This is a genomic window from Vibrio harveyi NBRC 15634 = ATCC 14126 = KCTC 12724 (assembly GCF_001591145.1).
In the GTDB taxonomy this organism is placed as follows: Bacteria; Pseudomonadota; Gammaproteobacteria; order Enterobacterales; family Vibrionaceae; genus Vibrio; species Vibrio harveyi.
This window is the reverse complement of sequence record NZ_BCUF01000048.1, coordinates 17,361-40,839: the sequence shown is the minus strand read 5'-3', so window position 1 is coordinate 40,839 and position 23,479 is coordinate 17,361. Positions and strand designations below refer to the sequence as shown.

26 protein-coding genes and 1 other RNA gene are annotated in these 23,479 nt (G+C 45.4%); 15 read left to right on the top strand and 12 right to left on the bottom strand.

What is annotated here, in order from left to right:
- Positions 1-60 precede the first annotated feature (60 nt).
- Complete coding sequence (locus tag VHA02S_RS20460) at positions 61-297, bottom strand: hypothetical protein (RefSeq protein WP_005449753.1); 237 nt, start codon at positions 295-297, stop codon at positions 61-63.
- 199 nt (positions 298-496) lie between these two features.
- Between VHA02S_RS20460 and epd the strand changes: the two genes are divergently transcribed.
- From epd to mscS, 4 genes are all read left to right on the top strand, one after another.
- A complete protein-coding gene (gene epd / locus VHA02S_RS20455) occupies positions 497-1,534 on the top strand; it encodes an erythrose-4-phosphate dehydrogenase (protein WP_009698787.1) in 1,038 nt (345 codons plus the stop codon).
- Positions 1,535-1,687: 153 nt separating this feature from the next.
- Positions 1,688-2,848: a phosphoglycerate kinase gene (locus VHA02S_RS20450; protein ID WP_005436484.1), complete on the top strand. Its 1,161-nt coding sequence runs from the start codon at positions 1,688-1,690 to the stop codon at positions 2,846-2,848.
- A gap of 155 nt (positions 2,849-3,003) precedes the next feature.
- Positions 3,004-4,080 carry a class II fructose-bisphosphate aldolase gene (gene fbaA / locus VHA02S_RS20445; protein WP_005449757.1) on the top strand — a complete coding sequence of 359 codons (1,077 nt, stop codon included), beginning with the start codon at positions 3,004-3,006 and terminating at the stop codon, positions 4,078-4,080.
- A gap of 456 nt (positions 4,081-4,536) precedes the next feature.
- Entirely contained in the window at positions 4,537-5,403 is an 867-nt protein-coding gene (mscS, locus tag VHA02S_RS20440) for a small-conductance mechanosensitive channel MscS (protein WP_005436480.1), read from the top strand.
- Between the two features lie 62 nt (positions 5,404-5,465).
- Here mscS and VHA02S_RS20435 read toward each other — a convergent pair whose 3' ends face one another.
- Together VHA02S_RS20435 and VHA02S_RS20430 are read right to left on the bottom strand one after the other, a co-directional pair.
- Positions 5,466-5,948: a YbaK/EbsC family protein gene (locus tag VHA02S_RS20435; protein WP_009698786.1), complete on the bottom strand. Its 483-nt coding sequence runs from the start codon at positions 5,946-5,948 to the stop codon at positions 5,466-5,468.
- Between the two features lie 24 nt (positions 5,949-5,972).
- The gene (locus VHA02S_RS20430) at positions 5,973-6,602 is read right to left on the bottom strand and encodes a LysE/ArgO family amino acid transporter (protein ID WP_017189102.1); all 630 of its coding nucleotides are present in this window, start codon (positions 6,600-6,602) and stop codon (positions 5,973-5,975) included.
- Between the two features lie 141 nt (positions 6,603-6,743).
- Here VHA02S_RS20430 and VHA02S_RS20425 point away from each other — a divergent pair, with 141 nt between their 5' ends.
- The gene (locus VHA02S_RS20425; RefSeq protein ID WP_005449760.1) at positions 6,744-7,640 is read left to right on the top strand and encodes a LysR family transcriptional regulator ArgP; all 897 of its coding nucleotides are present in this window, start codon (positions 6,744-6,746) and stop codon (positions 7,638-7,640) included.
- Positions 7,641-7,887: 247 nt separating this feature from the next.
- Positions 7,888-8,583 carry an oxidative stress defense protein gene (locus tag VHA02S_RS20420; protein WP_009698785.1) on the top strand — a complete coding sequence of 232 codons (696 nt, stop codon included), beginning with the start codon at positions 7,888-7,890 and terminating at the stop codon, positions 8,581-8,583.
- A 73-nt stretch (positions 8,584-8,656) separates the two neighbouring features.
- Here the strand turns inward: VHA02S_RS20420 and serA are convergent, their stop codons facing one another.
- The 5 genes from serA to VHA02S_RS20395 all read right to left on the bottom strand — a co-directional run bounded on the left by serA (position 8,657) and on the right by VHA02S_RS20395 (position 11,961).
- Positions 8,657-9,886, bottom strand: coding sequence for a phosphoglycerate dehydrogenase (gene serA, locus VHA02S_RS20415; protein WP_005449764.1), 1,230 nt, complete (start codon positions 9,884-9,886; stop codon positions 8,657-8,659).
- 259 nt (positions 9,887-10,145) lie between these two features.
- Positions 10,146-10,802: a ribose-5-phosphate isomerase RpiA gene (gene rpiA, locus VHA02S_RS20410; protein WP_038898667.1), complete on the bottom strand. Its 657-nt coding sequence runs from the start codon at positions 10,800-10,802 to the stop codon at positions 10,146-10,148.
- A gap of 58 nt (positions 10,803-10,860) precedes the next feature.
- Positions 10,861-11,454 (bottom strand): 5-formyltetrahydrofolate cyclo-ligase, encoded by a 594-nt coding sequence (locus VHA02S_RS20405; protein ID WP_038898666.1) that lies wholly within the window; start codon positions 11,452-11,454, stop codon positions 10,861-10,863.
- 5 nt (positions 11,455-11,459) lie between these two features.
- A non-coding RNA gene (gene ssrS / locus VHA02S_RS20400) (6S RNA) lies at positions 11,460-11,644 on the bottom strand.
- 14 nt (positions 11,645-11,658) lie between these two features.
- A complete protein-coding gene (locus VHA02S_RS20395) occupies positions 11,659-11,961 on the bottom strand; it encodes a cell division protein ZapA (RefSeq protein WP_005449766.1) in 303 nt (100 codons plus the stop codon).
- Between the two features lie 250 nt (positions 11,962-12,211).
- Between VHA02S_RS20395 and VHA02S_RS20390 the strand changes: the two genes are divergently transcribed.
- Genes VHA02S_RS20390 through VHA02S_RS20380 form a run of 3 tightly spaced genes read left to right on the top strand, consistent with a single transcriptional unit; the run spans position 12,212 to position 15,245 of the window.
- The gene (locus VHA02S_RS20390) at positions 12,212-12,790 is read left to right on the top strand and encodes a YecA/YgfB family protein (protein ID WP_009699857.1); all 579 of its coding nucleotides are present in this window, start codon (positions 12,212-12,214) and stop codon (positions 12,788-12,790) included.
- A 40-nt stretch (positions 12,791-12,830) separates the two neighbouring features.
- Positions 12,831-14,009, top strand: coding sequence for a 2-octaprenyl-6-methoxyphenyl hydroxylase (gene ubiH / locus VHA02S_RS20385; RefSeq protein WP_005449769.1), 1,179 nt, complete (start codon positions 12,831-12,833; stop codon positions 14,007-14,009).
- A 27-nt stretch (positions 14,010-14,036) separates the two neighbouring features.
- The gene (locus VHA02S_RS20380; protein WP_009698780.1) at positions 14,037-15,245 is read left to right on the top strand and encodes an FAD-dependent 2-octaprenylphenol hydroxylase; all 1,209 of its coding nucleotides are present in this window, start codon (positions 14,037-14,039) and stop codon (positions 15,243-15,245) included.
- A gap of 78 nt (positions 15,246-15,323) precedes the next feature.
- Here the strand turns inward: VHA02S_RS20380 and VHA02S_RS20375 are convergent, their stop codons facing one another.
- From VHA02S_RS20375 to ygfZ, 3 genes are all read right to left on the bottom strand, one after another.
- Entirely contained in the window at positions 15,324-15,530 is a 207-nt protein-coding gene (locus VHA02S_RS20375) for a DUF1107 domain-containing protein (RefSeq protein WP_005449772.1), read from the bottom strand.
- 652 nt (positions 15,531-16,182) lie between these two features.
- Positions 16,183-16,656, bottom strand: a complete 474-nt coding sequence (locus tag VHA02S_RS20370; RefSeq protein WP_038898665.1) for an aminoacyl-tRNA deacylase — start codon at positions 16,654-16,656, stop codon at positions 16,183-16,185.
- Positions 16,649-17,617 (bottom strand): tRNA-modifying protein YgfZ, encoded by a 969-nt coding sequence (ygfZ, locus tag VHA02S_RS20365; RefSeq protein ID WP_038898664.1) that lies wholly within the window; start codon positions 17,615-17,617, stop codon positions 16,649-16,651. Before ygfZ ends, VHA02S_RS20370 begins: the two co-directional genes overlap by 8 nt.
- Before the next feature lie 236 nt (positions 17,618-17,853).
- Here ygfZ and VHA02S_RS20360 point away from each other — a divergent pair, with 236 nt between their 5' ends.
- Together VHA02S_RS20360 and VHA02S_RS26535 are read left to right on the top strand one after the other, a co-directional pair.
- On the top strand, positions 17,854-18,114 hold the full coding sequence (locus tag VHA02S_RS20360; RefSeq protein WP_009698777.1) for an FAD assembly factor SdhE: 261 nt from the start codon (positions 17,854-17,856) through the stop codon (positions 18,112-18,114).
- Positions 18,062-18,502 (top strand): protein YgfX, encoded by a 441-nt coding sequence (locus tag VHA02S_RS26535; protein WP_307718074.1) that lies wholly within the window; start codon positions 18,062-18,064, stop codon positions 18,500-18,502. The genes VHA02S_RS20360 and VHA02S_RS26535 overlap by 53 nt, the downstream gene beginning before the upstream one ends.
- A 34-nt stretch (positions 18,503-18,536) precedes the next feature.
- Here VHA02S_RS26535 and nadB read toward each other — a convergent pair whose 3' ends face one another.
- On the bottom strand, positions 18,537-20,144 hold the full coding sequence (nadB, locus tag VHA02S_RS20350; protein ID WP_005449783.1) for an L-aspartate oxidase: 1,608 nt from the start codon (positions 20,142-20,144) through the stop codon (positions 18,537-18,539).
- 558 nt (positions 20,145-20,702) lie between these two features.
- On the opposite strand from nadB, the gene rpoE reads away from it, so the two are divergent.
- Genes rpoE through VHA02S_RS20330 form a run of 4 tightly spaced genes read left to right on the top strand, consistent with a single transcriptional unit; the run spans position 20,703 to position 23,363 of the window.
- The gene (gene rpoE / locus VHA02S_RS20345) at positions 20,703-21,281 is read left to right on the top strand and encodes an RNA polymerase sigma factor RpoE (RefSeq protein WP_005449784.1); all 579 of its coding nucleotides are present in this window, start codon (positions 20,703-20,705) and stop codon (positions 21,279-21,281) included.
- 26 nt (positions 21,282-21,307) lie between these two features.
- On the top strand, positions 21,308-21,934 hold the full coding sequence (locus VHA02S_RS20340) for a sigma-E factor negative regulatory protein (protein ID WP_005449785.1): 627 nt from the start codon (positions 21,308-21,310) through the stop codon (positions 21,932-21,934).
- Complete coding sequence (gene rseB / locus VHA02S_RS20335; RefSeq protein WP_005449786.1) at positions 21,931-22,896, top strand: sigma-E factor regulatory protein RseB; 966 nt, start codon at positions 21,931-21,933, stop codon at positions 22,894-22,896. Before VHA02S_RS20340 ends, rseB begins: the two co-directional genes overlap by 4 nt.
- A complete protein-coding gene (locus VHA02S_RS20330) occupies positions 22,893-23,363 on the top strand; it encodes a SoxR reducing system RseC family protein (RefSeq protein ID WP_038898663.1) in 471 nt (156 codons plus the stop codon). Before rseB ends, VHA02S_RS20330 begins: the two co-directional genes overlap by 4 nt.
- Positions 23,364-23,479 lie beyond the last annotated feature (116 nt).

Here is a 23,479-nt window from a genome sequence, read left to right as displayed (position 1 = left end):
ATTAGCGTAATTTAGCGCTAGAAATGAAAAACCGAGCATTAGTGCTCGGTTTTTTTGTGCCTATTCAAATTCGTTTCCCCAGTTATCCTTCTCTTTGTGTCCACATTCCTTACAAGTGACATAACGATCCATATCGTAATAGTGACCGCCGTTTATCAGGGTATGAGCCCAAAGTTTTAAGGTTCCAAGAATCGATTTATCCGTATCGTAACTGCTTGGTTTACGGACCAGCACCTCTGAGTGTGGTGTTTCTCTATTGCATCGCTTGCAAAAGTGAGCAGTGGGAAAACCTGACATACGCATTTCCTTTTGGTGGTCAAACAAGGAGTTAAAATGCCAAGCGAAACATGCGATGTCAGAAATCAATATATTAGTGAAATGAATATTTCGGGAAGTGAAAAGATAGTTTACCGCGAGGGAGATCACTTACTTAATGCGTTCAGTCTTCGTATCAGGTACTATCTGTGACACGAATTTTTGGTGAGGCGAAGGATAAATGCTAAAAGTTGCGATCAATGGATTTGGACGTATCGGTCGTAATGTACTGCGAGCAGTATACGAGAGCGGTAAGCACCAGCAGATCAAGGTTGTTGCAGTTAATGAACTGGCTCAACCAGAAGCGATGGCACATCTTCTTCAGTATGATACTAGTCATGGTCGCTTCGGAAAGAAAATCTCGCATGACCAAGAACACCTCTACGTTCACCACGACAGTGGCGAATACGATCCAATTAGAATCCTCCACCTTGCTGAAATCGAACTTTTGCCATGGCGTGACTTAGAAGTCGATATCGTACTGGATTGTACTGGCGTCTTCGGCTCACAAGCTGACGGACAAGCCCATATTGAAGCGGGGGCTCATAAAGTTCTGTTCTCACACCCTGGCGCAAGCGATCTCGATAACACCATTATCTATGGTGTGAACCACGAAACTCTCAAAGACGAACACCGCGTGGTGTCGAACGGCTCATGCACCACCAACTGTATTGTCCCTATCATCAAAGTTTTGGATGAGGCGTTCGGCATAGAGTCGGGTACTATCACAACGATTCACTCTTCAATGAACGATCAGCAGGTTATCGACGCTTATCACAATGATTTACGTCGCACTCGTGCTGCCAGCCAATCGATTATTCCGGTGGACACTAAGTTGCATAAAGGAATTGAAAGAATCTTCCCGAAATTTTCTAACAAATTTGAAGCAATTTCGGTTCGAGTTCCAACAGTTAACGTCACTGCGATGGATTTAAGTGTCACAATTAGTACAAATGTGAAAGTTAATGACGTAAATCAAACCATTGTTAACGCATCTCAGTGTACATTACGTGACATTGTTGACTATACTGAATCGCCACTCGTTTCCATCGACTTTAATCACGATCCCCATAGTGCAATTGTGGATGGAACTCAGACAAGAGTGAGTAACGGGCAACTCGTAAAAATGCTCGTTTGGTGCGATAACGAATGGGGCTTTGCTAACCGGATGCTGGATACCGCTTTAGCAATGCAAGCTTCTTCACAGGTGGAGCAATAAGAGTGAATAAGCGATGGAGAAAATTTTTATTTCAAGCCTTGAAATAAATCTGACGTATCTCCATATCAATAACCAGTTTGAAGAATTAACGGGCTTGGCAGGATTGCCGAGTTTTTAAAAACTTTAATTATTTAATATTTGAGAGGACACATCATGTCTGTAATCAAGATGACTGACCTGGATCTTGCAGGTAAACGTGTATTTATCCGTGCTGACCTAAACGTGCCAGTAAAAGACGGTAAAGTAACTTCAGATGCACGTATCATCGCATCTCTTCCAACTATCAAGCACTGTCTAGAAGCTGGTGCTAAAGTTATGGTTACTTCTCACCTAGGTCGCCCAACTGAAGGTGAATACGCAGAAGAGTTCTCTCTACAACCAGTAGTTAACTACCTAAACGACGCACTAGACTGCGAAGTTAAACTAGCGAAAGACTACCTAAACGGTCTAGAACTAAACGCTGGTGAACTAGTCGTTCTTGAAAACGTTCGCTTTAACAAAGGCGAGAAGAAAAACGAAGAAGAACTATCTAAGCAGTACGCTTCTCTATGTGACATCTTCGTAATGGACGCATTCGGTACAGCTCACCGTGCACAAGCATCTACTCACGGTGTTGGTATGCACGCAGACGTAGCATGTGCTGGTCCTCTACTAGCAAATGAACTAGAAGCACTAGGTAAAGCAATGGACAAGCCTGCTCGTCCAATGGTTGCTATCGTAGGTGGTTCAAAAGTTTCTACTAAGCTAACTGTTCTTGAGTCTCTATCTAAAATCGCTGACCAACTAGTTGTTGGCGGTGGTATTGCTAACACATTCATCGCAGCTGCTGGTCACAACGTTGGTAAGTCGCTATACGAAGCAGACCTAGTTGAAACAGCGAAGAAGCTAATGGACGAGTGTGCAATTCCAGTAGCAACTGACGTTGCATGTGCGAAAGCATTCGATGAGAACGCAGAAGCTGAAATCAAGCACGTTTCTGAAGTACAAGACGACGACATGATCTTCGACCTTGGTCCAGATTCAACTGCTGAACTAGCAGAAATCCTTAAGAACGCTAAGACTATCCTTTGGAACGGTCCAGTAGGCGTATTCGAATTCAAGAACTTCGAAGCAGGTACTAAAGGTATCTCTGAAGCTATCGCAGCTTCTGAAGGTTTCTCTGTTGCAGGTGGTGGTGACACGCTAGCAGCTATCGACAAGTTCGGTATCAAAGCTGACGTATCTTACATCTCTACTGGCGGCGGCGCTTTCCTTGAGTTTGTAGAAGGTAAAGTACTTCCAGCAGTTGAAATGCTAGAAGCACGCGCTAAGTAATAATCGCAAAGCGGGGGAGTCATCTCCCGCTTTCTTGTTTGCTGCAACGAGAGTGGAACTCTGCTAGAATAGCCTCAGTTGTGAGCAAACGTTTGCAAGATTTTTCAATTTAACAAGTTTTGTTTAAAAAACGACAGATAAATAGGATTACATCCATGTCTAAGATCTTCGACTTCGTAAAACCAGGTGTTATCTCTGGCGATGACGTTCAGAAAGTATTTGAAGTAGCAAAAGAAAACAAATTTGCTCTTCCTGCAGTAAACGTTGTTGGTACTGATTCTGTAAACGCAGTACTAGAAGCAGCTGCAAAAGTTAAAGCTCCAGTTGTTGTTCAGTTCTCTAACGGCGGTGCTGGTTTCTTCGCTGGTAAAGGCGTGAAACTTGAAGGTCAAGGTGCTCAAATCCTTGGTGCTGTAGCTGGTGCTAAATACGTTCACACTGTAGCTGAAGCTTACGGTGTGCCAGTAATCCTACACACTGACCACGCTGCTAAGAAACTTCTTCCATGGATCGACGGTCTACTAGACGCTGGTGAAGAGTTCTTCGCTCAAACTGGTAAACCTCTATTCTCTTCTCACATGCTAGACCTTTCTGAAGAGTCTCTAGAAGAAAACATCGAAACATGTGCTAAGTACCTAGAGCGCATGGCTAAGATGAACATGACAATCGAGATCGAACTTGGTTGTACTGGTGGTGAAGAAGATGGCGTTGATAACTCTCACATGGACGCATCTGAGCTATACACTTCTCCAGAAGACGTTGCTTACGCATACGAGAAACTAAGCGCTGTTTCACACCGCTTCACTATCGCAGCTTCTTTCGGTAACGTACACGGCGTTTACAAGCCAGGTAACGTTGTTCTAACTCCAACTATCCTACGTGACTCTCAAGCATACTGTGCAGAGAAGTTCGGTATCGCACCAAACGCTCTAAACTTCGTATTCCACGGTGGTTCTGGTTCTACTGAAGCAGAAATCCAAGAGTCTATCGGCTACGGTGTTATCAAAATGAACATCGATACTGATACACAGTGGGCAACTTGGGATGGTATCCGTCAGTACGAAGCTGACAACCACGATTACCTACAAGGTCAAATCGGTAACCCAACTGGCGAAGACGCTCCAAACAAGAAGTACTACGATCCACGCGTATGGCTACGTGCTGGTCAAGCTTCAATGGTAGCTCGCCTAGAGAAAGCATTTGCTGACCTAAACGCAGTAGACGTACTATAATTCGTCTCAACTGAGTTTCTAAAAACCCGCTCTTAGAGCGGGTTTTTTTATGTCTAAACAATGAGACAAATCCTATTCTTCCTCTGCGTGCAATTGATAACTTAGTCAGCTGCTATATGATCGCCTCACTTCATATCCCTTCATGTTGGTACAAATTTCGAAACTCAGCGCATTTCCGCATCAAGTGGCAGAAAACCAAGTAAAAAGTGTGGCGGAATGTAAATCCATTGCGTACTCTGTAACATGCCGGTATCAGAAAATTCTGATAAAGCTTTGTTTTGTAGGTCTTTGCTAAACTCTGACTTTGCAAAATTTCAGTTTTGAGATATTGTGCCAAAAATCTGACACTGTTCAGGAAAACAATAGGGATGTTGTTGTGAATAAGAACCTATAAAAAACAAGGTTCATAAATTAACGGCAATTAGATTTAATATCTTTATTTTGAGGATACGAATTATGGCAGGTGAATCGATGGGTATCGATACCTCTTTAACAGATGGTTTGAGCAAAGCTGAAACATGGCTAAATAACAACTCAGATCTTCTTATTCAATACGGTGTGAACATCATTTCTGCATTGCTGATCCTATTTATCGGTAACATTATCGTTAAAGCGGTAGCAAACAGCGTTTCAAAAGTGCTTGAAAAGAAAAAGATGGACAAAGCTGTTGTTGAATTCGTCAATGGTTTAGTTCGTTACCTTCTATTCGTTATCGTACTTATCGCGGCACTAGGTCGTGTCGGTGTTCAAACTGCATCTGTAGTTGCGGTAATCGGTGCGGCAGGTCTTGCTGTTGGCCTTGCTCTACAAGGTTCACTATCTAACTTCGCTGCGGGCGTACTGATTGTTGCATTCCGTCCATTCAAGTCTGGTGACTACGTAGAAATTGGCGGTGTAGCGGGTAGTGTTGAAGCAATTCAAATCTTCCAAACTGTACTAAAAACACCTGACAACAAAATGGTTGTTGTACCGAACTCATCAGTTATCGGTGGTGCAATCACTAACTACTCTCGCCACGCTACGCGTCGTGTAGACCTAGTTATCGGTGTTTCTTACAGCGCTGACCTTAAACAAACTAAGCAAGTTATCCGTGATGTGCTAGAAAAAGATGAGCGTATCCTTAAAGATCCAGCAATCCAAATTGGTGTGCTGGCTCTAGCTGACTCTTCAGTAAACTTTGTGGTTCGCCCATGGTGTAAAACAGCGGATTACTGGGACGTTTACTTCGATTCTACTCAAGCAATCAAAGAAGCGTTAGACGAAGCAGGCATCGAAATTCCATTCCCACAAATGGATGTTCACTTGAATAAAGTAGAAGCTTAATCACTTCGATTGAGAACATAAAAAGCGAGGCGTTTGCCTCGCTTTTTTTATCTCTAGCGCTTTTATATTTCTAATAAAGTATTACTGCCGGCTAGGAGTAGTCGCTTGAGTTCTTTGCCTGCAAAACCGAAAGTCGATTCGGGTAAACCCGGGGTATAGAGCAATTCTTCATGTTGATAAAGTGCAGTATCCACAATGATAGTGACATGCTCTGGTAACCCTATCGGACAAACCGCACCGGGTACGCAGCCTAGTTGTTCGATCATTTCATCATCACTACAAATTGAAGGTCGTTTGCCGGTAATGGTTTTGATTTGTTTAGAGTCTAAACGCGAGTCTTTGTCGGTCAAGTATATGGCGTAACCTAACCCTTTCAGTTTGAGAAAAAGGCTCTTGGTGTGAGTGCCTGTCCAGCCGAGTTCAGCGGCAACTTTGATATCGGTTTCAAAGTCGAGAATGGCTTCATGCTGCCATTCTCGAAAGGGGATGGAGAGCGCACTAAACCGCTCTCGATTGAGTTGGTAGATTTTCTGCAGTGACTCCATGTCGTATTTCTTTCCTATTTTTCTTTACCAGTATTGGGTGATTAGTTCATTTGCGAGAGCAAAAGCGATAGTAAACATCATAACGGCAACCGCAATATCGATGCCTTTTTTCACTTTTGGTTTTGAGAGCGTCGGGCCTAATTTCGCCGCACCTAATGACAGCGTGTAGAACCACGCAAATGATGCCATGATGGTTCCCATTGCAAATGCGATGCGATCGTTGCCTTCGAACTGACCACCGATGGATCCCAAGATCACTACAGTATCCAAGTATAGGTGTGGGTTCAAAACGGTGACGGCAAGTGCGCCAAGAATTACAGTGCGACGACCGCGTGCGACCACTTCACTTTTTGACTCCGATGCATCAGATGGTTTGAATGCGCTCTTTAGTGACAGTAAACCGTAAACGCTCAAGAAAGCGATACCACCTAATGTCACCGATGTCAGTAGGATTTCATTTTGCGACAGGATCGCACCGCCACCGAAAATACCGAGCGAAATGAAGATCATATCTAGGATGCTACAGATAGTCGCAGTCGTCAGGTGATGTTGACGCTTAATACCTTGGTTAAGGACGTACGCATTCTGCGCACCGATTGGAATGATCATCGTCGCACCTAAACCGAATCCTTGTAATAACACCCAAAAGCTCACAACACACCTCAAAAATTAGCAATAGAACAACAGAGAAATGGAAGATAAAGCTTTTATTGAAATAAGTATAATTAATGATTTTAATATATTATTAGTGTTACTTATCTTGTGTGTTTGGCGTTTGTTAGGGAGGAAAAACACGTGCGAGGATTGGATTATAAATGGATAGAAGCTTTAGATGCCGTCGTGCATCAAGGCAGTTTTGACAGAGCAGCAGAACACTTATTTGTTTCACAATCAGCCATTTCCCAGCGAATTAAACAGCTCGAAAAGTATCTTGCTCAACCTGTGCTTATCCGTGAGCAACCACCAAAGCCGACACCGATTGGTAAGAAGTTACTTGGACTATATCGCCGCGTTAGACTTCTAGAGCATGAAATCCTCCCTGAACTGAAGAACGACACTACCACTCGCCCTGTACAACTCTCCTTGGCGACTAATGCAGATAGCCTCGCAACATGGTTGTTACCTGCGCTGCAGGATGTAATGAAGCATCGCCAAGTGGAGCTTAAGTTAACCATCTACGGTGAATCGCGCTCAATTGAAAAGCTAAGAAGTGGTGAGGTTGCAGGGGCTATCAGTTTGGAATCTCAAGCCATCCCGGGCTGTCGTGCCGACTATCTCGGTCGCATCGATTATGTCTGTGTCGCCAACCCAGAATTTTATCAACGCTATTTCTCTGAAGGGGTTAACAATCAAACACTCGCGAAAGCGCCGGCGGTGTCTTACGACCAATATGATGATCTGCATAAGAAGTTTTTGACTGAACATTTCAACGTAAGACCTGACAGTGTCATTCATCACAACATTAGTAGCTCAGAAGCTTTCCTCAAGATGGCGTTAGCAGGTGTGGCTTATTGTTTGATTCCTCGATTACAGATCACCGATGAATTAGAAAATGGTAAGTTGATTGATATTACGCCGGGTTTTCTGATGTCCTATCGAATTTACTGGCACCACTGGCAGTTAGAAACGGGGGTTCTTCAAGAAATCTCACAAGCGATTATTGGTTACGCTCAACAACATTTACCGCAATAAGTTCCCAGTTGGCTCGCGTTTTAAGTTGAAATCACTGCGAAGTAACACAGTCAAAGTTGTGTTAGAAGTCGCTTAGGGCGCTTGGATAATTGGCAGAAGTTTCTATGATGAGTCTATATACACTCCAGTTCACTCTCCTCGTTGAAGCTAGGATACCAACTCAGTTGCTACAGTGTTCACCGAGTCTCTTGAGATGAGATCTGGCACTGGAGTGACCTTAATCTTTCAAAACGGATGGATTTGTCGAATGAAACTGTCTTCATGTTTATTGGCGTCTGCATTAAGCCTTACCAGTATTTCTGTGTTTGCGAGCGATGTACCAAGTTTTGCCCATGTATCAACCACTGGTTACGGTGAGGTAGTTGCAACACCAGATATGGCTACTTTTTCTGTGAAGGTAGTTGATACGACAATGACAGCAGAGCAAGCGAAGCAATCGGTCGACAATACAGTTGATGCGTTTCTTAAGAGCCTTGCAGATGCAGGTTTATCAAAAGATAACATTACTAGCTCAAACTTATACTTGGCTCCACAATATCACTACCCAAAATCGGGCAAGGCGGAACTTGTGGGTTACCGTGCATCACGTAGCATTGACGTGACGGTCAATGATCTTGCGAACTTGAATGAGTACTTGGACATGGCGCTGAAAGCCGGCATCAACCAAGTCGACAATATTCAGTTAAAAGTGAGCAACCAGTCTGAATATCAGCAAAAGGCACGCATGGCAGCGATTAAAGACGCGCAGAGTAAAGCTGCCTCATTAGCGACCGGATTTGATAAGAAGTTAGGAGACGTTTGGCAGATCAACTATAACCAAATGCATGCTCGCCCGGTATTGATGCGTTCAATGGCAATGGATGCAAGAGAAAGTACAAACAGTTACCAAGACTCTACACTCGTGATTCGTGACCAAGTGGATGTGGTTTACAGGCTGAAATAATGCTTAAGTAAATACGGACGAATAAAACGAAAAAAGGCAGGGAATCCCTGCCTTTTGTGTTTGTTCAAATAGATTAGTGAAGGATACGAGCACGGATTGTGCCTTCGATGCCTTTTAGTTTCACTAGTGCTTCTTCTGCGCGAGAAGTCTCAACGTCGATAACTACGTAACCGATCTCAGCGGCAGTTTGTAGGTACTGACCTGCGATGTTGATGCCGTCTTCAGCAAAGATGGTGTTGATTTGCGTCAGGATACCAGGGCGGTTTTTGTGGATGTGTAATAGACGTGAACATTCACGATGCTCAGGCAATGATACCTCTGGGAAGTTCACACTTGATAAGGTTGAACCGTTGTCAGAGTATTTCGCTAGTTTACCAGCAACTTCAACACCAATGTTTTCTTGCGCTTCTTGCGTTGAACCACCGACGTGCGGAGTTAAGATTACGTTGTCGAACTTCTGCAGTGGAGACTCAAACGCATCGGCGTTAGTTTTCGGCTCTACAGGGAACACGTCAATCGCTGCTCCTGAGATATGACCAGATTCTAAGCTATGACATAGAGCAGGGATGTCTACCACGGTACCGCGCGCGGCGTTGATAAAGATAGCGCCCGGCTTCATGCGAGCAAACTCTTCTTCGCCCATCATGTTCTTGGTTTCTGGTGTTTCTGGTACATGTAGAGAAATCACGTCACACTTGTTCAAAAGCTCACTCATAGTGAACACTTGCGTAGCGTTACCTAGCGACAATTTGTTTTCAATGTCGTAGTAGTAAACGCGCATCCCCAAGTTTTCTGCAATGATACCCAACTGAGTACCGATGTGACCGTAACCGATGATGCCCAGACGCTTACCACGTGCTTCGTAAGAACTGTCTGCACTCTTCTTCCAAATACCACGGTGCGCTAGCGCGTTCTTTTCCGGAATACCACGAAGAAGGAGTAGGATCTGACCTAATACTAGTTCAGCAACACTGCGCGTGTTTGAGAATGGTGCATTAAAAACAGGAATACCACGGCTTGCTGCCGCGCCTAAATCAACTTGGTTGGTACCAATACAAAAACAGCCAATTGCAACTAGCTTGTTCGCTGCATTGATCACTTCTTCCGATAAGTTCGTTCGAGAACGGATACCGATGAAGTGCACGTCTTTTACTGCTTCAATCAGTTCTTCTTCCGGAAGGGAACCTTTGTGATATTCAATGTTGCTGTAGCCAGCTGCTTGAAGAACTTCAACTGAAGAAGGGTGGAGTCCCTCTAGCAAGAGGATCTTAATCTTTTCTTTTTCCAGTGAAACTTTGGCCATTTTTCTCGTCCTTAAAATGGAAAGGTGGGCTAATGTGGCGCACATAAAGCAAAACTATTAAAAAGGGGATAATTAACAGTTTTGTCGGAAGACAAACGTTTCCTTGTGCGTCTTCTGTTCAATAAAGTAACAAAAAATTTTTGCTTTGGGTAAGAAAATTACGGAATAAGGCATGCTTTTCTTAGAAAAAGGAAGAAAAAACGGCGCCCTAGGGCGCCGTCTGTAATGAAATAACAGAAAATTTAAATCATCTAATGATTTATTCTTCTATTTTCGCACCTTCTGGTGTGCCAGTGATAACCACGTCTGCACCGCGGTGAGCGAATAGACCCACAGTTACTACGCCTGCAATGGCGTTGATCTTGTCTTCAAGTTCTTTCGGGTTAGTGATTTGCATGTTGTGTACGTCTAGGATCACGTTGCCGTTGTCCGTTGTTACACCTTCACGGTATGCAGGGTCACCACCTAGTTTTACCAATTCACGAGCCACGTAAGAGCGTGCCATTGGGATAACTTCTACAGGAAGTGGGAACTGGCCAAGTACGTCAACGGCTTTTGTGCCGTCAACGATACATACGAATTTTTCTGAAATAGCCGCAACGATCTTTTCACGAGTCAGTGCAGCACCGCCACCTTTGATCATTTCACGCGCTGCGTTGATTTCATCTGCACCATCAACGTAGATATCTAGCATTGCTACGTCGTTACACTCGTAAACCTCGATACCAAGCTCTTTTAGACGCTCAGTAGAAGCAACAGAGCTAGACACTGCGCCTTTGATATCATCTTTGATACTGCCTAGGGCATCGATGAAGTGATTCACGGTAGAGCCAGTACCAACACCGACAATGCTGCCTTTCTCAACATATTTAAGTGCTGCCCAACCAGCCGCTTTCTTCATTTCATCTTGAGTCATGCCAATCTCCTGAATAGATGTTCGTTAACGTTTGCGGCGTGATTATAGCGGTTAAGCGTTACTTTTCCCATTGCCAGGTTTGGCTTGGAGTCACGATCTTAGGTAATGGAATATCCCAACTTTCGACGGGAAGATGCTCGACATGCTGACAATCATGGGCGATGCCGATAGGTTTTGCGCCTTCTCCAGTACTAAACCAACGTGAAAGCGTCCGGTCGTAGTAGCCTCCGCCCATTCCCAGGCGATGCCCAACACTGTCAAATCCGACTAGTGGCGTGCAAATGACATCAAGCTCACGAACTGGTTTGAGGAAGCGGATATCAAGCGCAGGTTCTAAGATTCCGTATTTGTTGTATATCAACTGTTCATCATCGATGTATTGCAAGAAGAGTAATTGACCTTTAGAGAAAGGATGAATGACGGGCAGGTAAATCGACTTACCTTGCTGCCATAGTGATTCAATCAGAGGTTTGGTGTCTAACTCGCCATCGGCAGACAAATAGATAGCAATGTGCTGTGCGCTTTTGATTTCCGGTAACTGCGAAAACTGGTGAACGAGATCGCGTCCAGCTTGAAACTGAGTATCGCTGCAAAGTGCGTTGCGTTTTTCGCGGATAAGTTTGCGGAATTCTTGTCGAGATAGGTCAGACATAGAGAGGATACCCCAGGGTGCCGTTGAGGATTGTGGCCCTTGAACCAGCTGGTTCAAGGCGGATCAGCAATGATAACCGTAGGCTTCTCGGTGCATGCCAAGCTTGCTCAATAGCTATCAAGTACTAACCCTTTGGTATTGCTTATCGGCTCAGGGACTTAAATCCAACTGACGCACACCCCAGGGTAAATTTGGTATCTACTGCTATCCTTGCTTCACTTTACTAAGCGCGCTTTCTAAAGACGCGGTGAGCTTTTCCATTCGCTCAGTAATTTCTTGTTGCTGACCGTTAGATTCGTATGATTTGGTATGCAATTCATAGCAAATGTTCAATGCAGCAAAGGTCAGTAGCTGAATTTCATTGGTTACCTTAGTACGCTCGCTCATCTCTTTCAATCGACGATCAAGATCTTTAGCCGCTGTAATTAGTGACTCTTCTTGCCCCGCAGGACAATTCACTCGTGTCATTTTGCCAAGGATTTCAACGTCGATCGCTTGATTGCTCATGATGAATAAACTCTATATTCGCGCTATCTAAGGCGTTGCGTTATACAACTACCGAGGAGGAAACTATAGGAAAACCGCTATTAAGATTCAAGCATTTCCCTTCACAGAAAGAAAAATGGTGAAGTGATCACACAGGAATTGGGCAAATTGCTCAAATGGTGTCCAAAATTGAATTTGATAGCCGTTTCAGCCGACTAGGCTTGATGGTAGGATATGTCGATACATTATTACGCAAGAATGAGCCAAGATTATGAGTGAAATCACCCTTCCTGAATACCAATCTATTGCTGCCGAATTGAAATCTGCAAGCCTTGCTGTGACACCAGCAGAGTTGCATGGTCTACTTGTTGGCATGCTCAGTGGTGGATTGGCGATTAACGACCAAACCTGGCAACCAATTCTGTTTGATTACACCAACGAAGGTATGGGCTGGCCATCAAGCGCATTAGCACTGGCACAAAGCGTGTTCCAAGTAACCGTTAACGAGCTAACTGGCACTTCTATGGAGTTGTCTTTGCTGCTTCCTGATGAAGCGGGTGAAGAAGGTTTGTTCGCACTAGCAGATGGTGTGTCTGATTTTGTGAACCACTTTATCTCAGGAATGGGTTTAGCGGGTATTGCGATTGATAAAGCGTCAGACGATGCAAAAGAAGCCTTAGCGGATCTAGAAGAAATTGCCAAACTGGGCATTGATGAAGATGATGATCTAGGCGAGCAAGCACTATTGTTAGAGCAAGTAATCGAACACGTTAAAGCCTGCGTATTAACTATTCATGCAGAGTTTGGTGCTCGTCCTGAAAGCAACGAAAACAAACCAACGATTCATTAATCACTTGTTTCCCATTATCGAATAGCTTCTAGAGGTTAGCATGAGGCAATATGACGTTGTAATTGCTGGTGGAGCCATGGCAGGTGCCACACTTGCGTTGGCAATCGACCGTTTATCTAAAGGCGCGCTGCAAATTGCGGTTGTTGAGCCTTTTAAAGCTCAATCGGATCAACACCCGGGCTTTGATTCGCGCTCGATTGCTCTGTCCTACGGTACGGTCAACATTCTGCGTCACTTGCAGTTGTGGTCTGCTATCGAGCCTTGTGCAACTCCAATTGAACATATTCATGTTTCTGACCGCTCTCATGCGGGCATGACTGAGATTACCAAGCATGAAGTTGGCGTTGAAGCCCTTGGCTACGTAGTGGAACTCGCCGATGTTGGCCGCGTCTACCAAGAACTCTTGGATAAGAGCAAAGCAATCACTCTGTTTTGCCCTGATTCGGTTGCGAACATCGAGCGTGAGCAAGACAAAGCACACATTGAGTTGAGCAGCGGTGAGAAGCTGGAAGCTAAGTTGCTAGTGGCTGCTGATGGCGCTGTGTCGCAATGTTGCCAGCAAATCGGTTTAGAGCTGTCTGAGCATGATTTCGACCAAGTGGCAGTGATCGCGAATATTGTGACGCAAGAGCCTCATCAAGGTCGCGCTTTTGAACGCTTTACAGAGAATGGTCCAGTCGCACTGTTGCCGATGAGTGATAACCGTATGTCGTTAGTATGGTGTCTGCGTCCTGAAGAAGCGCAAAGCGTCGTGAACTTGTCTGACGCAGAGTTTCTTGAGCGCTTGCAGAACGATTTTGGTTGGCGACTAGGTGCGATGCAGAAAGTCGGACAACGCGCGAGCTATCCGCTTCTTCTGCGTCATCGTAAGCAGAACATTTCGCACCGCTTTGCTATTGTCGGCAATGCTGCACAAACGCTTCACCCGATTGCAGGACAAGGCTTCAACCTTGGTATTCGTGATGTGGCATCGTTAGCGGAAGAGGTGGTTAAGCAAGCTGAAGACGCGGGTCGCTACCAAGGCTTAATGCGATTTAGCCAGCGCCGTGAAGATGACCGCAGCGAAACGATTTGGCTAACCAGCTCTCTCGTGCATATTTTCTCAAATGATTTACCGGCGATGCGAATTGGGCGTAACCTTGCTCTCGCAACGATGGATAACCTTTCTACTTTTAAGCAGCCGCTGCTACGCCATACGCTTGGTCTAGTGAAACGATAAACGGCAACGAATTAGGTAACAAAAGCAATGATGCAAAGTGTAGATATCGCCATCATCGGCGGTGGAATGGTAGGTTTAGCATTAGCTGCCGCTTTTAAGGACAGTGACCTGCGAGTAGCCGTTATCGAAGGCGCAGTGCCGAACGACACCCTAAATGAACTGCCAGATGTACGCGTATCGGCGTTGAGCCGTTCAAGTGAAACCATCCTTCGCAAGCTTGGTGCTTGGCAAGGTATCGAGCAGCGTCGCGCTTCACCATACCATGCGATGGAAGTGTGGGAGCAAGACAGCTTCGCGAATATCGCATTTGATGCGCAGAGCATGGCTCAACCGGATCTTGGTCATATCGTTGAAAACCGCGTAATTCAATTGGCGCTGCTAGAGCAAGTTCAAAAGCTCGATAACGTGACGCTGTTTATGCCTGCTCGTTGTGCAACGCTTGCGGTGGGTGAGCAAGAAAGCTGGCTAACGCTCGATAATGGTCAAGCTATGACAGCGAAGTTAGTGGTTGGCGCTGATGGTGCAAATTCTTGGCTGCGTAACCAAATGGATATCCCACTAACGCATTGGGATTACGGTCATAGCGCGCTTGTTGCGAACGTGAAAACCGCTGACCCACACAACAGTGTTGCGCGTCAGATCTTTACACCGCAAGGTCCATTAGCTTTCCTTCCAATGTCTGATCCTCACATGTGTTCGATTGTTTGGTCTACCGATCCAAATCGCGCAGAGCAACTGCTGGCGATGAACGAGCAAGAGTTTAATAAAGCACTGACTAGCGAATTCGATGCACGTTTAGGCTTGTGTGAAGTAGTTGGCGAACGTGCAGCATTCCCACTTAAGATGCGTTATGCGCGTGACTTTGTGGTTGAACGCGTGGCGTTAGTTGGCGATGCTGCCCATACCATTCATCCGCTGGCAGGGCAGGGTGTGAATCTTGGTTTATTAGATGCAGCAAGCTTAGCGCAAGAAGTGTTGGCACTGTGGAAGCAAGGGCAAGACATTGGCACCAAACGTAATCTACGTGGTTACGAGCGTTGGCGTAAAGCCGAAGCGGCGAAGATGATAGCGGCAATGCAAGGCTTCCGTGATCTGTTCTCTGGTGAGAATCCTGCCAAGAAGTTGGTTCGTGGCATTGGTTTGAGCCTAGCAGGACAACTGCCGGGTGCGAAAGATGAAATCATGAAGCGTGCATTAGGTTTGAAAGGCAACCTGCCGGAACTAGCGCGTCAATAAATACGTTCTTCGCTTCGCAAACAAAAGATACAAAAAAGGCTGGTTAATCCAGCCTTTCTTTTTACATCGATGTTTAAGCTAAGCGTATGCGCATCTGAGCTTCATAATCTCTTGGTTAATCTCTTTTACTGCCTGAAAGTGACGTTTCTCAGCTTTCTCTGGCAACATCAATTTTCCGTTATCAAACTCGAACTTACCGACTCCGTAAATATAGATTCTTCCTTTAAAAAGACGACTTATGTGTTTAGCAATCATACCTGGTGTATAGCGCTTAAACAGTCTCATATTTACTCTTCCTTATCTCTTACCTAGCCCAGTTATTCTACGTTTTTCGCGTAAAAATTATTGTGACAGCAATAGTATTAAGTGCAGTTGAGGTACTTGGCTTTAGAGATTTGTGCTGCCTTAGACAAATTGACAGAGTCATATCTCAAATAGCGTGAGGATTACCTCAAAAAATCATTGTCGAAGGAACCAGTCCTTGAGCTCTCCTGTTCTTACGTGGTGCATTAAGCAACAGTTTTGTTACAGAAATAAGAATAGAAGGAAAATGATTGTTTGCTAAATGTTTTTACTCAATGGGTTGCATTTTGTTCGTTTTGACGAGGTTGAAACCTCAAATGCATTGCTTTCATTGAGTTAGAGGAAGGAAAAGGAAAAAAGTTCCACGCAAAAAAAAGCCCGCTTCGGCGGGCGAATAGTCACAGATGCATTACACAAAAGTGGACGACTGACTTAATGAACGCTGTCATACAAGTCAGCAGATTCACTTTACGTTGGCTGAGTCGTTGTTGAAAACTTAACCAACGAATTCAGCATATACGAGTTTTTCATTTGTGACTATTTATGTTTTAAAAATGATTAAAAATTCTTGAATGTAATCGAAGAGATATGAGTGAGATCACGCAGGAGTGAGAATCCTGCGCTTGATTACATGTTAGCGGCAGATATCAGCCACGGTTGGTTGGCACAATTGGATTAGATCATCGATGGATAGCGCTAAGCCTGCCATGCGATCTCCACTGCTTATGGTGATTTCTTTTTCTTCAAGCAAACTTGGGTCAAATACGATCGGCATGTAGCGTTTTAAGAGTAGTGGTGTGACAGTTCCAATCTTGTATCCGGTAATCGCTTCTACGTCTGCTTGATCAACACACGTCATACGACGGCACTGCAGTAATGCGCGCACCTTCTTTGGATCAACACTACGATCACCTGGTGCACAAGCAAGCGCATATTGATTCCCCATATCGCGCAAAAGAATCGTTTTGACCATTTGAGAAGGGCGAATGCCGCGTTGTTGCGCGGCATCCTCAATAGTTGTTGCTGGTCTTTGATGAGGAAGAAGACGGAACTCGATGTTCTGGTCCGCCAAAAACTGCATCAAAGGGGTATGAATGGTATTACTCATCGTCAAGGCTGTACGGCAGTGCTGCGATTTCCCATTCACACTCTGGTTGAGCAACCAAGCGCAGACGAGTGTCATCGTCTAGGTTGTTTGGCAATACAATGAGTCCTATCGCTTGGTTGTCGCTGAATTGGTAATGCGTGAGCAATGCGCCTACTGAACGCCAGTTTTCACCAACGCTACGCTCCAGTTCAATCGTACCTTCACCTAAGGCTTCAGCAGTTGCACCTTTAACAATGTACATTGCACGTTTGTTGGTGCCGCGGTATTTCGCGCGCGCTACGGTTTCTTGACCTGTGTAGCAGCCTTTCGTAAAGCTGATGCCCCCCAGCGCTTGTACGTTTAGTGCTTGTGGAATGTGCTCGTTTTGCGCATCAGCTGCCACGTATGGTAGTGCTGCTTCAATATCGAAACGAGTCCAAAGCTCGTGAGTAGTCAGCGTTGCTTTGCTGTCTTCTAATAACGATTGTGCTGCTTCTGCTGTAAGCGCAAGCAACCAGCGGTTTGGAGTCACTTTGACTGCCGTGCCACCTTCAACTGTACGTACGTCGCCAGAATCAGCATTTAATGTTGAGATGAACGCATCTGCATTCTCACCTGCAACACCCAGCACGATGTCGTTTGATTCTTCGATGGTCACTTTCGAGAACACCGCGTACTTTTTGATTTCTTTCAGTTCTACTTCAATCGCTGATTTCGGCTGAACCATTGCGTAGCCATCGTTATGGTGGAATAGGCGGAAGACGCTCCATACTTTACCTTTTGCATCACAATGGGCACCCAACATTGATTGGTCTTTCTCAAGAGAAACCACATCGCAGGTAACTTGACCGTGTAGGTATGACTTTTTGTCGTCCCCGACCATGGTGATCATGCCCAGATTATCCAATAGCGAGATAGACAGCTCAGGTAGTGCGTCTTGTGTCGATAGGTTCAGCGGTGAAAAGCGAGTTTGCCATTCCATGATTACAATGCCTTTTGAAGATATTTTTCAGCTATGTTAATTGCAGAATTGGCATTTGTCAGCACTCAATATAACCACGCAATTTTAAGGTGTTTGGCTTTGCTGAACGTTTGTTTATTAAATGCGTTCAGGATTTGCAGCGACTTGGCTACATATTGTGACCCGCACACTAGTGACGTTGCACATCCCTTGTTACACTCCGCACTAAGAACAAGACATCTATGAAGGAATACTGAATGTACACTGCGGAAGAAAAGGCGCGTATTAAATGGGCTTGTCGTCGTGGCATGCTTGAGCTTGACGTGGTGATTATGCCGTTTTTTGAAGAGTGCTTTGAAGCACTGAATGAACAAGAGCAGCGTGATTTTGTCTCATTATTAGAATGTGATGACCCAGATCTGTTTACTTGGGTGATGGGACACGGTCGCAGCGAAAACCTAGGTCATGCATCGATGGTTGATAAAATTGTCGCGCACAACCTCAGCAAGGTTCGTTAATCTCAAGGTTAACACTTCTCTGTACGCCCAAATTGCCAACCAACTTCTTCTCCTAGGTTGCGTTTGGGCGCTTATCTGTTCTGCTATCCCACTCGTCTTATCAACTTATCTGTTATTACTGATTCTTCGCTGCCAAATGCAGGGCGGTTTTGTCGTGCCTTCTGCTCGTGGTGGCTGGTATTTACATCGTGATGGCACGGTACGTAATGACAAGCAAACCTCTACATTATCGAGCGTTGATGTGTCGGCGGCGATGTTCAAAGTCACGTTTGAATTAACGTCGGGTGAAAAAGTCACGATTTGGCGAGACAGTTGTGAAGACGTGGCATATCGTCAACTGTGTTTGATATTACGACAATGGAAAATGGGAGCCGAAGCTCCCATTTGATCTTATATCTGACTCTTACTTTTTAGTGTCAGTGCTATTTGTTTGGCGTAAGAATTGTTGGACCACTATTTTCTAGCTGATTTGGATAATCCAAGGTGTAGTGCAGACCACGACTCTCTTTACGCTGCATCGCGCAACGCACCATTAGCTCTGCGACTTGCAGCAGGTTACGTAGCTCTAGCAAGTTGTTTGATACGCGGAAGTGACTGTAGTACTCATGCGTCTCTTGTTGCAGCATCTGAATACGACGCAGAGCGCGTTCAAGACGTTTATCGGTACGAACGATACCCATGTAATCCCACATAAATAGGCGCAGCTCATGCCAGTTATGTTGGATGATCACTTCTTCATCACTGTTGGTCACTTGGCTTTCATCCCAACATGGAACCTGCGATGCTAGTTCTACTTCGCTGTGATGTTTAAGAATGTCTTTGGCTGCCGACCATGCGTAAACCACACACTCAAGTAGTGAGTTCGATGCCATACGGTTCGCGCCGTGCAAGCCTGTATAGCTCACTTCACCAATCGCATAGAGGTTCTTCAGGTCGGTATGACCATTTTGATCGACCATGACGCCGCCGCATGTGTAGTGCGCCGCAGGTACAATTGGGATCGGCTCTTTAGTCATGTCGATACCCAAATCCATCAAACGAGAGTAGATAGTTGGGAAATGCTTAGTAATGAAATCCGCAGGCTTATGGCTGATATCGAGATACATGCAATCAGCACCTAAGCGCTTCATTTCGAAGTCGATCGCGCGAGCCACGACATCACGTGGAGCAAGCTCTTTACGCTCGTCGAAATCCGGCATAAAACGTGAACCGTCTGGACGACGTAAATACGCCCCCTCACCACGCAATGCTTCAGTCAACAAGAAGTTACGTGCTTCTGGGTGGTAAAGACAGGTTGGGTGGAATTGGTTGAACTCTAGGTTCGCAACACGACAACCTGCACGCCACGCGATTGCGATACCATCACCAGATGACACGTCTGGGTTAGAAGTGTATTGGTAAACTTTGGAAGCGCCGCCCGTTGCGAGAACAACAAATTTAGCGCGAACAGTTTCAACTTGTTCTTCGTTGCGGTTCCAAATATAAGCGCCAATGATCTTGTTTTTGTCGCCGCCGATTTTATCTTCGGTGATCAAATCCAGAGCATTATGGCGCTCAAGAACATGAATGTTTGGGTGGCTGTGTGCATTGTCTTGTAGAGAGGTTTGCATTGCCATGCCAGTGGCATCAGCAGCGTGCAAAATACGTCGACGGCTGTGACCGCCTTCGCGAGTTAAGTGATAACGTGGCTCATCGTCAGAATCATCATCTTCACGATCGAATGGTACACCACCATCAATCAACCACTGTACACACTCTTTTGAGTTTTCCGCGATGAACTTAACAGTCTCTTCATCACAGATTCCATCCCCAGCAATTTGCGTATCTTCAACGTGAGACTCAATGGTGTCCGACTCATCAAATACGGCAGCAATACCACCTTGCGCGTAATACGTTGCGCCTTCGCTGCGCGGTCCTTTACTTAGAACCATTACCTTACAGTGGTTTGCGACACGCAAAGCCAACGACAAGCCCGCGGCGCCACTCCCTACCACTAACACATCACATTCATGTTCACGATTTGTGTTCATATTACTTTTACAATCCCAAGCTAAGGTAACAAGGCTACCTTGTGTATATTTTGCACACCATGTGCATTCCATTAACGCGACATCCGTCGCTAAGGGCTAAGTTGGGAGACGTATCGAAATCGGCGTTACCTTGGTGACTTCAGCCACTCTTATTTTGCCATGCCTTGGGCATGCAGATGCTTCCTGAGTTTTGTTTGTAACGCGATGTTCTGATAGCCATTAGCCATGCAAATGAAAAGTAATAGTTTGTCAATGCCATTGCTTTTCTATGCTCTACCCAGCACAATCTGGGACAGAGATCATCCATTATACCCATTTCCCCACCAGTATGCTCGCTTGTCAAAACGAGACTTAAGTCGGACGAGGAGCGGGATTTGGCTAGTGACATCACACTATGAAAAAACAATGACAAAAAATTTGAGAAACCATGGAACTTTCTCATTCACGTCAGGGTCACAATAGTGCTCAAGTAAGCAGTGGTGTCAATACTACGTTTTGCATAATTAGTACCCATATCTGAGAAGAGTAGGGGCATAACAAATAGGAGTATCCGCTCGAATGAACGAGCAGCTGACCGATCAAGTATTGATTGAGCGAGTTCAGAATGGCGATAAGCAAGCATTCAACCTGCTGGTAACAAAGTATCAGAACAAGGTATGTAACCTTATCTCCAGATACGTAAGTAATCCTGGCGATGTTCCAGATGTAGCACAAGAAGCGTTTATCAAGGCTTACCGAGCTATCCCTAGTTTTCGTGGGGAGAGTGCGTTTTACACTTGGCTGTATCGCATTGCAGTGAATACTGCGAAAAATCACATCGTTGCTCAAGGTCGTAGACCACCTGCAACAGACGTTGATGCTGAAGAAGCTGAATTTTACGAAACAGGTAATGCACTTAAAGAAATTTCGAACCCTGAGAACTTAACGTTGTCCAAAGAATTGCAACGGGTAGTGTTCAGTGCAATCGAAGCCTTACCTGAAGATTTAAAAACCGCAATGACTCTGCGCGAGCTTGATGGCTTGAGCTACGAGGAAATTGCTGAAGTAATGGATTGCCCGGTAGGAACGGTACGATCGCGTATCTTCCGTGCTCGTGAGGCGGTGGAAAAGAAAATCAAACCTCTTTTGCAGCGCTAGTACAAGTGATAACTATGGTGAAAATAATGGCTGACAAAGAAAAACTTTCAGCTCTCATGGATGGAGAATTGGTCGATAAGGCTTTAATTCAAGAATTAGAGCAAGACCAAGAGAGCCGTGATGCTTGGCAGAACTATCACCTGATTGGTGATGTGATGCGAGGCGAAGCGCCAGCAAAGCCTGAGTGGAATATTGCTGAAAGCGTAGCGTTAGCGTTAGAAGACGAGCCTGTGCATCGTGCTATCGATTCGCGCAGTGCTAACGTAATTTCAATTAACGACGCGCCAAAAGAGTCGCAACCAGAGCCACAAAAAGCGAAACGCCAGTTGCCTGCATGGTTGACTCAGTTTGGTCAAGTTGCCGTTGCTGCGTGTGTGTCACTTGTTGTGATATTAGGCGTTCAACAGTACGGCGGTAGCGACCCAATGTCGCCACAAGCTGACCAACTTCCTGTGCTTCAGACTGTGCCATTTGCGGGCAGCGCTGAACCAGTAAGCTTGACGCGTGAATCCGTAGAGCGTTCCGTTGGTGAAGCAAATATGCAAGAGCAACGCAAACGCGTTCATGCTATGCTTCGTGACTACGAACTGCAGCTAAGAATTAACAGTGATGCGTCTCAACAAGATGCACATCTGACACCGGATATTGAATGAAAAAATTTCTGATCAGCGCTTGCGCTCTGTTCAGTCTGATGTCTTCGCAAGCCTTTGCTGGTGATAAGCCAGCGGAGGCTTTATTGCATCAAATGAGCGAGGCGAGCAAGAATTTAAGCTACGAACTCTCTTATATCCTTATCAAAAAGAACAGCATTGAACCTTTGCTGTATCGTCACGCGACTCACGACAAAGACCAGTACGCACATCTTGTGTATTTGAGTGGTCCTGTACGTGAAGTGATCCGTCGCGGCACAGAAGTAAGCTATATCGAAACTGGCGCAGAACCGTTTACCATCGAATCGGGTAAAATGGTTGCTCCAATCATGCCGATGCTGAACGCTAACATCGACGAGCTAAACTTGTACTACGACTACGTAAAAGTAGGTCGTGCCCGTGAAGCGGGTGTTCCAACACAAGTGCTGCGCATCGTGCCAAAAGATGGGCTACGTTACTCTTACGTATTGTGGATTGATGAGAAGAGTAAACTGCCACTGCGTGCTGATCTCGTTGATCGTGATGGTGAAATGCTTGAGCAGTACCGTACTATTTCTTACTCAGTGAACCCTAAGATTGGTGAACTGATGAGTGGTTTGGAAGAGGTTCAATTACCCGCGGTTCTGACAATGCCAAAAGGCGATATCGGTACCAGTAACTGGACCGTGGGTTGGACACCGGAAGGGTTCCATCCCAATGAACTGAACCGTTACCGCATGGCAGTGACTGACCAAATGGTAGAAAGCCAACTTTACTCTGATGGACTATTTAGCTTTTCAGTGTATGTAGCTGACAAAGACGAGCACTCGTTGAAAGGTCAACTGGTTCGTCAAGGTCGCCGTACATTGCACAGCTTTGTCAGCGGAAACCATGAAATCTCAGTTGTTGGTGATATTCCGCCGGCAACGGCTCAGCGTATCGCACAATCGGTCACTTTTAATGTAACAAAGAGTGAAGTGCAATGATGACTGCATTGGCTACCGTAACGGGCGTTCACCGTCACGGTCAGCAATATGATGTCGATATCAGCTGCGAGCAACAGACCAGTTGCAGCAGCTGTTCATCGCAAAAAAGCTGCGGCACAGGCGTGGTTACCAAAGCGATCGGTAACAAAACGCTGTCGTGGCATTTGCGTACCCCAAAATCCGTCAAAGTTGGTCAGGTCGTGGAAATTGGTTTCCCCGAAGCAAGCCTGATCAAATCAGCTATGGCGGTCTACCTTCTTCCTTTGTTTGGTTTGATTCTCGGTGCTGTAATTGGCAACTTCCTGCTAGTGCCTTTAACCGCGGGCGGTGAGGTCATCACCATCCTAGCTTCGGTATTGTTCGCAGCTGGTGGTATGTGGCTCGCAAAACGTGTGTCACGCCCACTAGAAGATGAGTCAAAACGCCAAGTCACCCTCATTAGAGTTCTCGGTGAACCTATTCAATAAGTTCTAGACTTTAAATAAGGTGCGCCCGTTAACGAAATTGGGTAGAATCTGCCAACTTGATTGAAATGCCGTCAACAGACGGCTTTCTTACTGTCCCTATTTGTAAAGAGTTAGTC

Excerpts from the sequence above, each read along its gene's own strand:
- rpoE (WP_005449784.1), top strand. The coding sequence starts at position 20,703 with ATGAACGAGCAGCTGACCGATCAAGTATTGATTGAGCGAGTTCAGAAT.
- VHA02S_RS20360 (WP_009698777.1), top strand. The coding sequence starts at position 17,854 with ATGTACACTGCGGAAGAAAAGGCGCGTATTAAATGGGCTTGTCGTCGT.
- VHA02S_RS20420 (WP_009698785.1), top strand. The coding sequence starts at position 7,888 with ATGAAACTGTCTTCATGTTTATTGGCGTCTGCATTAAGCCTTACCAGT.
- ubiH (WP_005449769.1), top strand. The coding sequence starts at position 12,831 with ATGAGGCAATATGACGTTGTAATTGCTGGTGGAGCCATGGCAGGTGCC.
- VHA02S_RS20435 (WP_009698786.1), bottom strand. The coding sequence starts at position 5,948 with ATGGAGTCACTGCAGAAAATCTACCAACTCAATCGAGAGCGGTTTAGT.
- VHA02S_RS20460 (WP_005449753.1), bottom strand. The coding sequence starts at position 297 with ATGTCAGGTTTTCCCACTGCTCACTTTTGCAAGCGATGCAATAGAGAA.
- VHA02S_RS26535 (WP_307718074.1), top strand. The coding sequence starts at position 18,062 with ATGCATCGATGGTTGATAAAATTGTCGCGCACAACCTCAGCAAGGTTC.
- VHA02S_RS20450 (WP_005436484.1), top strand. The coding sequence starts at position 1,688 with ATGTCTGTAATCAAGATGACTGACCTGGATCTTGCAGGTAAACGTGTA.
- rpiA (WP_038898667.1), bottom strand. The coding sequence starts at position 10,802 with ATGACTCAAGATGAAATGAAGAAAGCGGCTGGTTGGGCAGCACTTAAA.
- VHA02S_RS20370 (WP_038898665.1), bottom strand. The coding sequence starts at position 16,656 with ATGAGTAATACCATTCATACCCCTTTGATGCAGTTTTTGGCGGACCAG.
- VHA02S_RS20340 (WP_005449785.1), top strand. The coding sequence starts at position 21,308 with ATGGCTGACAAAGAAAAACTTTCAGCTCTCATGGATGGAGAATTGGTC.
- rseB (WP_005449786.1), top strand. The coding sequence starts at position 21,931 with ATGAAAAAATTTCTGATCAGCGCTTGCGCTCTGTTCAGTCTGATGTCT.
- serA (WP_005449764.1), bottom strand. The coding sequence starts at position 9,886 with ATGGCCAAAGTTTCACTGGAAAAAGAAAAGATTAAGATCCTCTTGCTA.
- VHA02S_RS20375 (WP_005449772.1), bottom strand. The coding sequence starts at position 15,530 with ATGAGACTGTTTAAGCGCTATACACCAGGTATGATTGCTAAACACATA.
- epd (WP_009698787.1), top strand. The coding sequence starts at position 497 with ATGCTAAAAGTTGCGATCAATGGATTTGGACGTATCGGTCGTAATGTA.
- VHA02S_RS20390 (WP_009699857.1), top strand. The coding sequence starts at position 12,212 with ATGAGTGAAATCACCCTTCCTGAATACCAATCTATTGCTGCCGAATTG.
- VHA02S_RS20395 (WP_005449766.1), bottom strand. The coding sequence starts at position 11,961 with ATGAGCAATCAAGCGATCGACGTTGAAATCCTTGGCAAAATGACACGA.
- VHA02S_RS20380 (WP_009698780.1), top strand. The coding sequence starts at position 14,037 with ATGATGCAAAGTGTAGATATCGCCATCATCGGCGGTGGAATGGTAGGT.
- VHA02S_RS20330 (WP_038898663.1), top strand. The coding sequence starts at position 22,893 with ATGATGACTGCATTGGCTACCGTAACGGGCGTTCACCGTCACGGTCAG.
- VHA02S_RS20405 (WP_038898666.1), bottom strand. The coding sequence starts at position 11,454 with ATGTCTGACCTATCTCGACAAGAATTCCGCAAACTTATCCGCGAAAAA.
- ygfZ (WP_038898664.1), bottom strand. The coding sequence starts at position 17,617 with ATGGAATGGCAAACTCGCTTTTCACCGCTGAACCTATCGACACAAGAC.
- mscS (WP_005436480.1), top strand. The coding sequence starts at position 4,537 with ATGGCAGGTGAATCGATGGGTATCGATACCTCTTTAACAGATGGTTTG.
- nadB (WP_005449783.1), bottom strand. The coding sequence starts at position 20,144 with ATGAACACAAATCGTGAACATGAATGTGATGTGTTAGTGGTAGGGAGT.
- fbaA (WP_005449757.1), top strand. The coding sequence starts at position 3,004 with ATGTCTAAGATCTTCGACTTCGTAAAACCAGGTGTTATCTCTGGCGAT.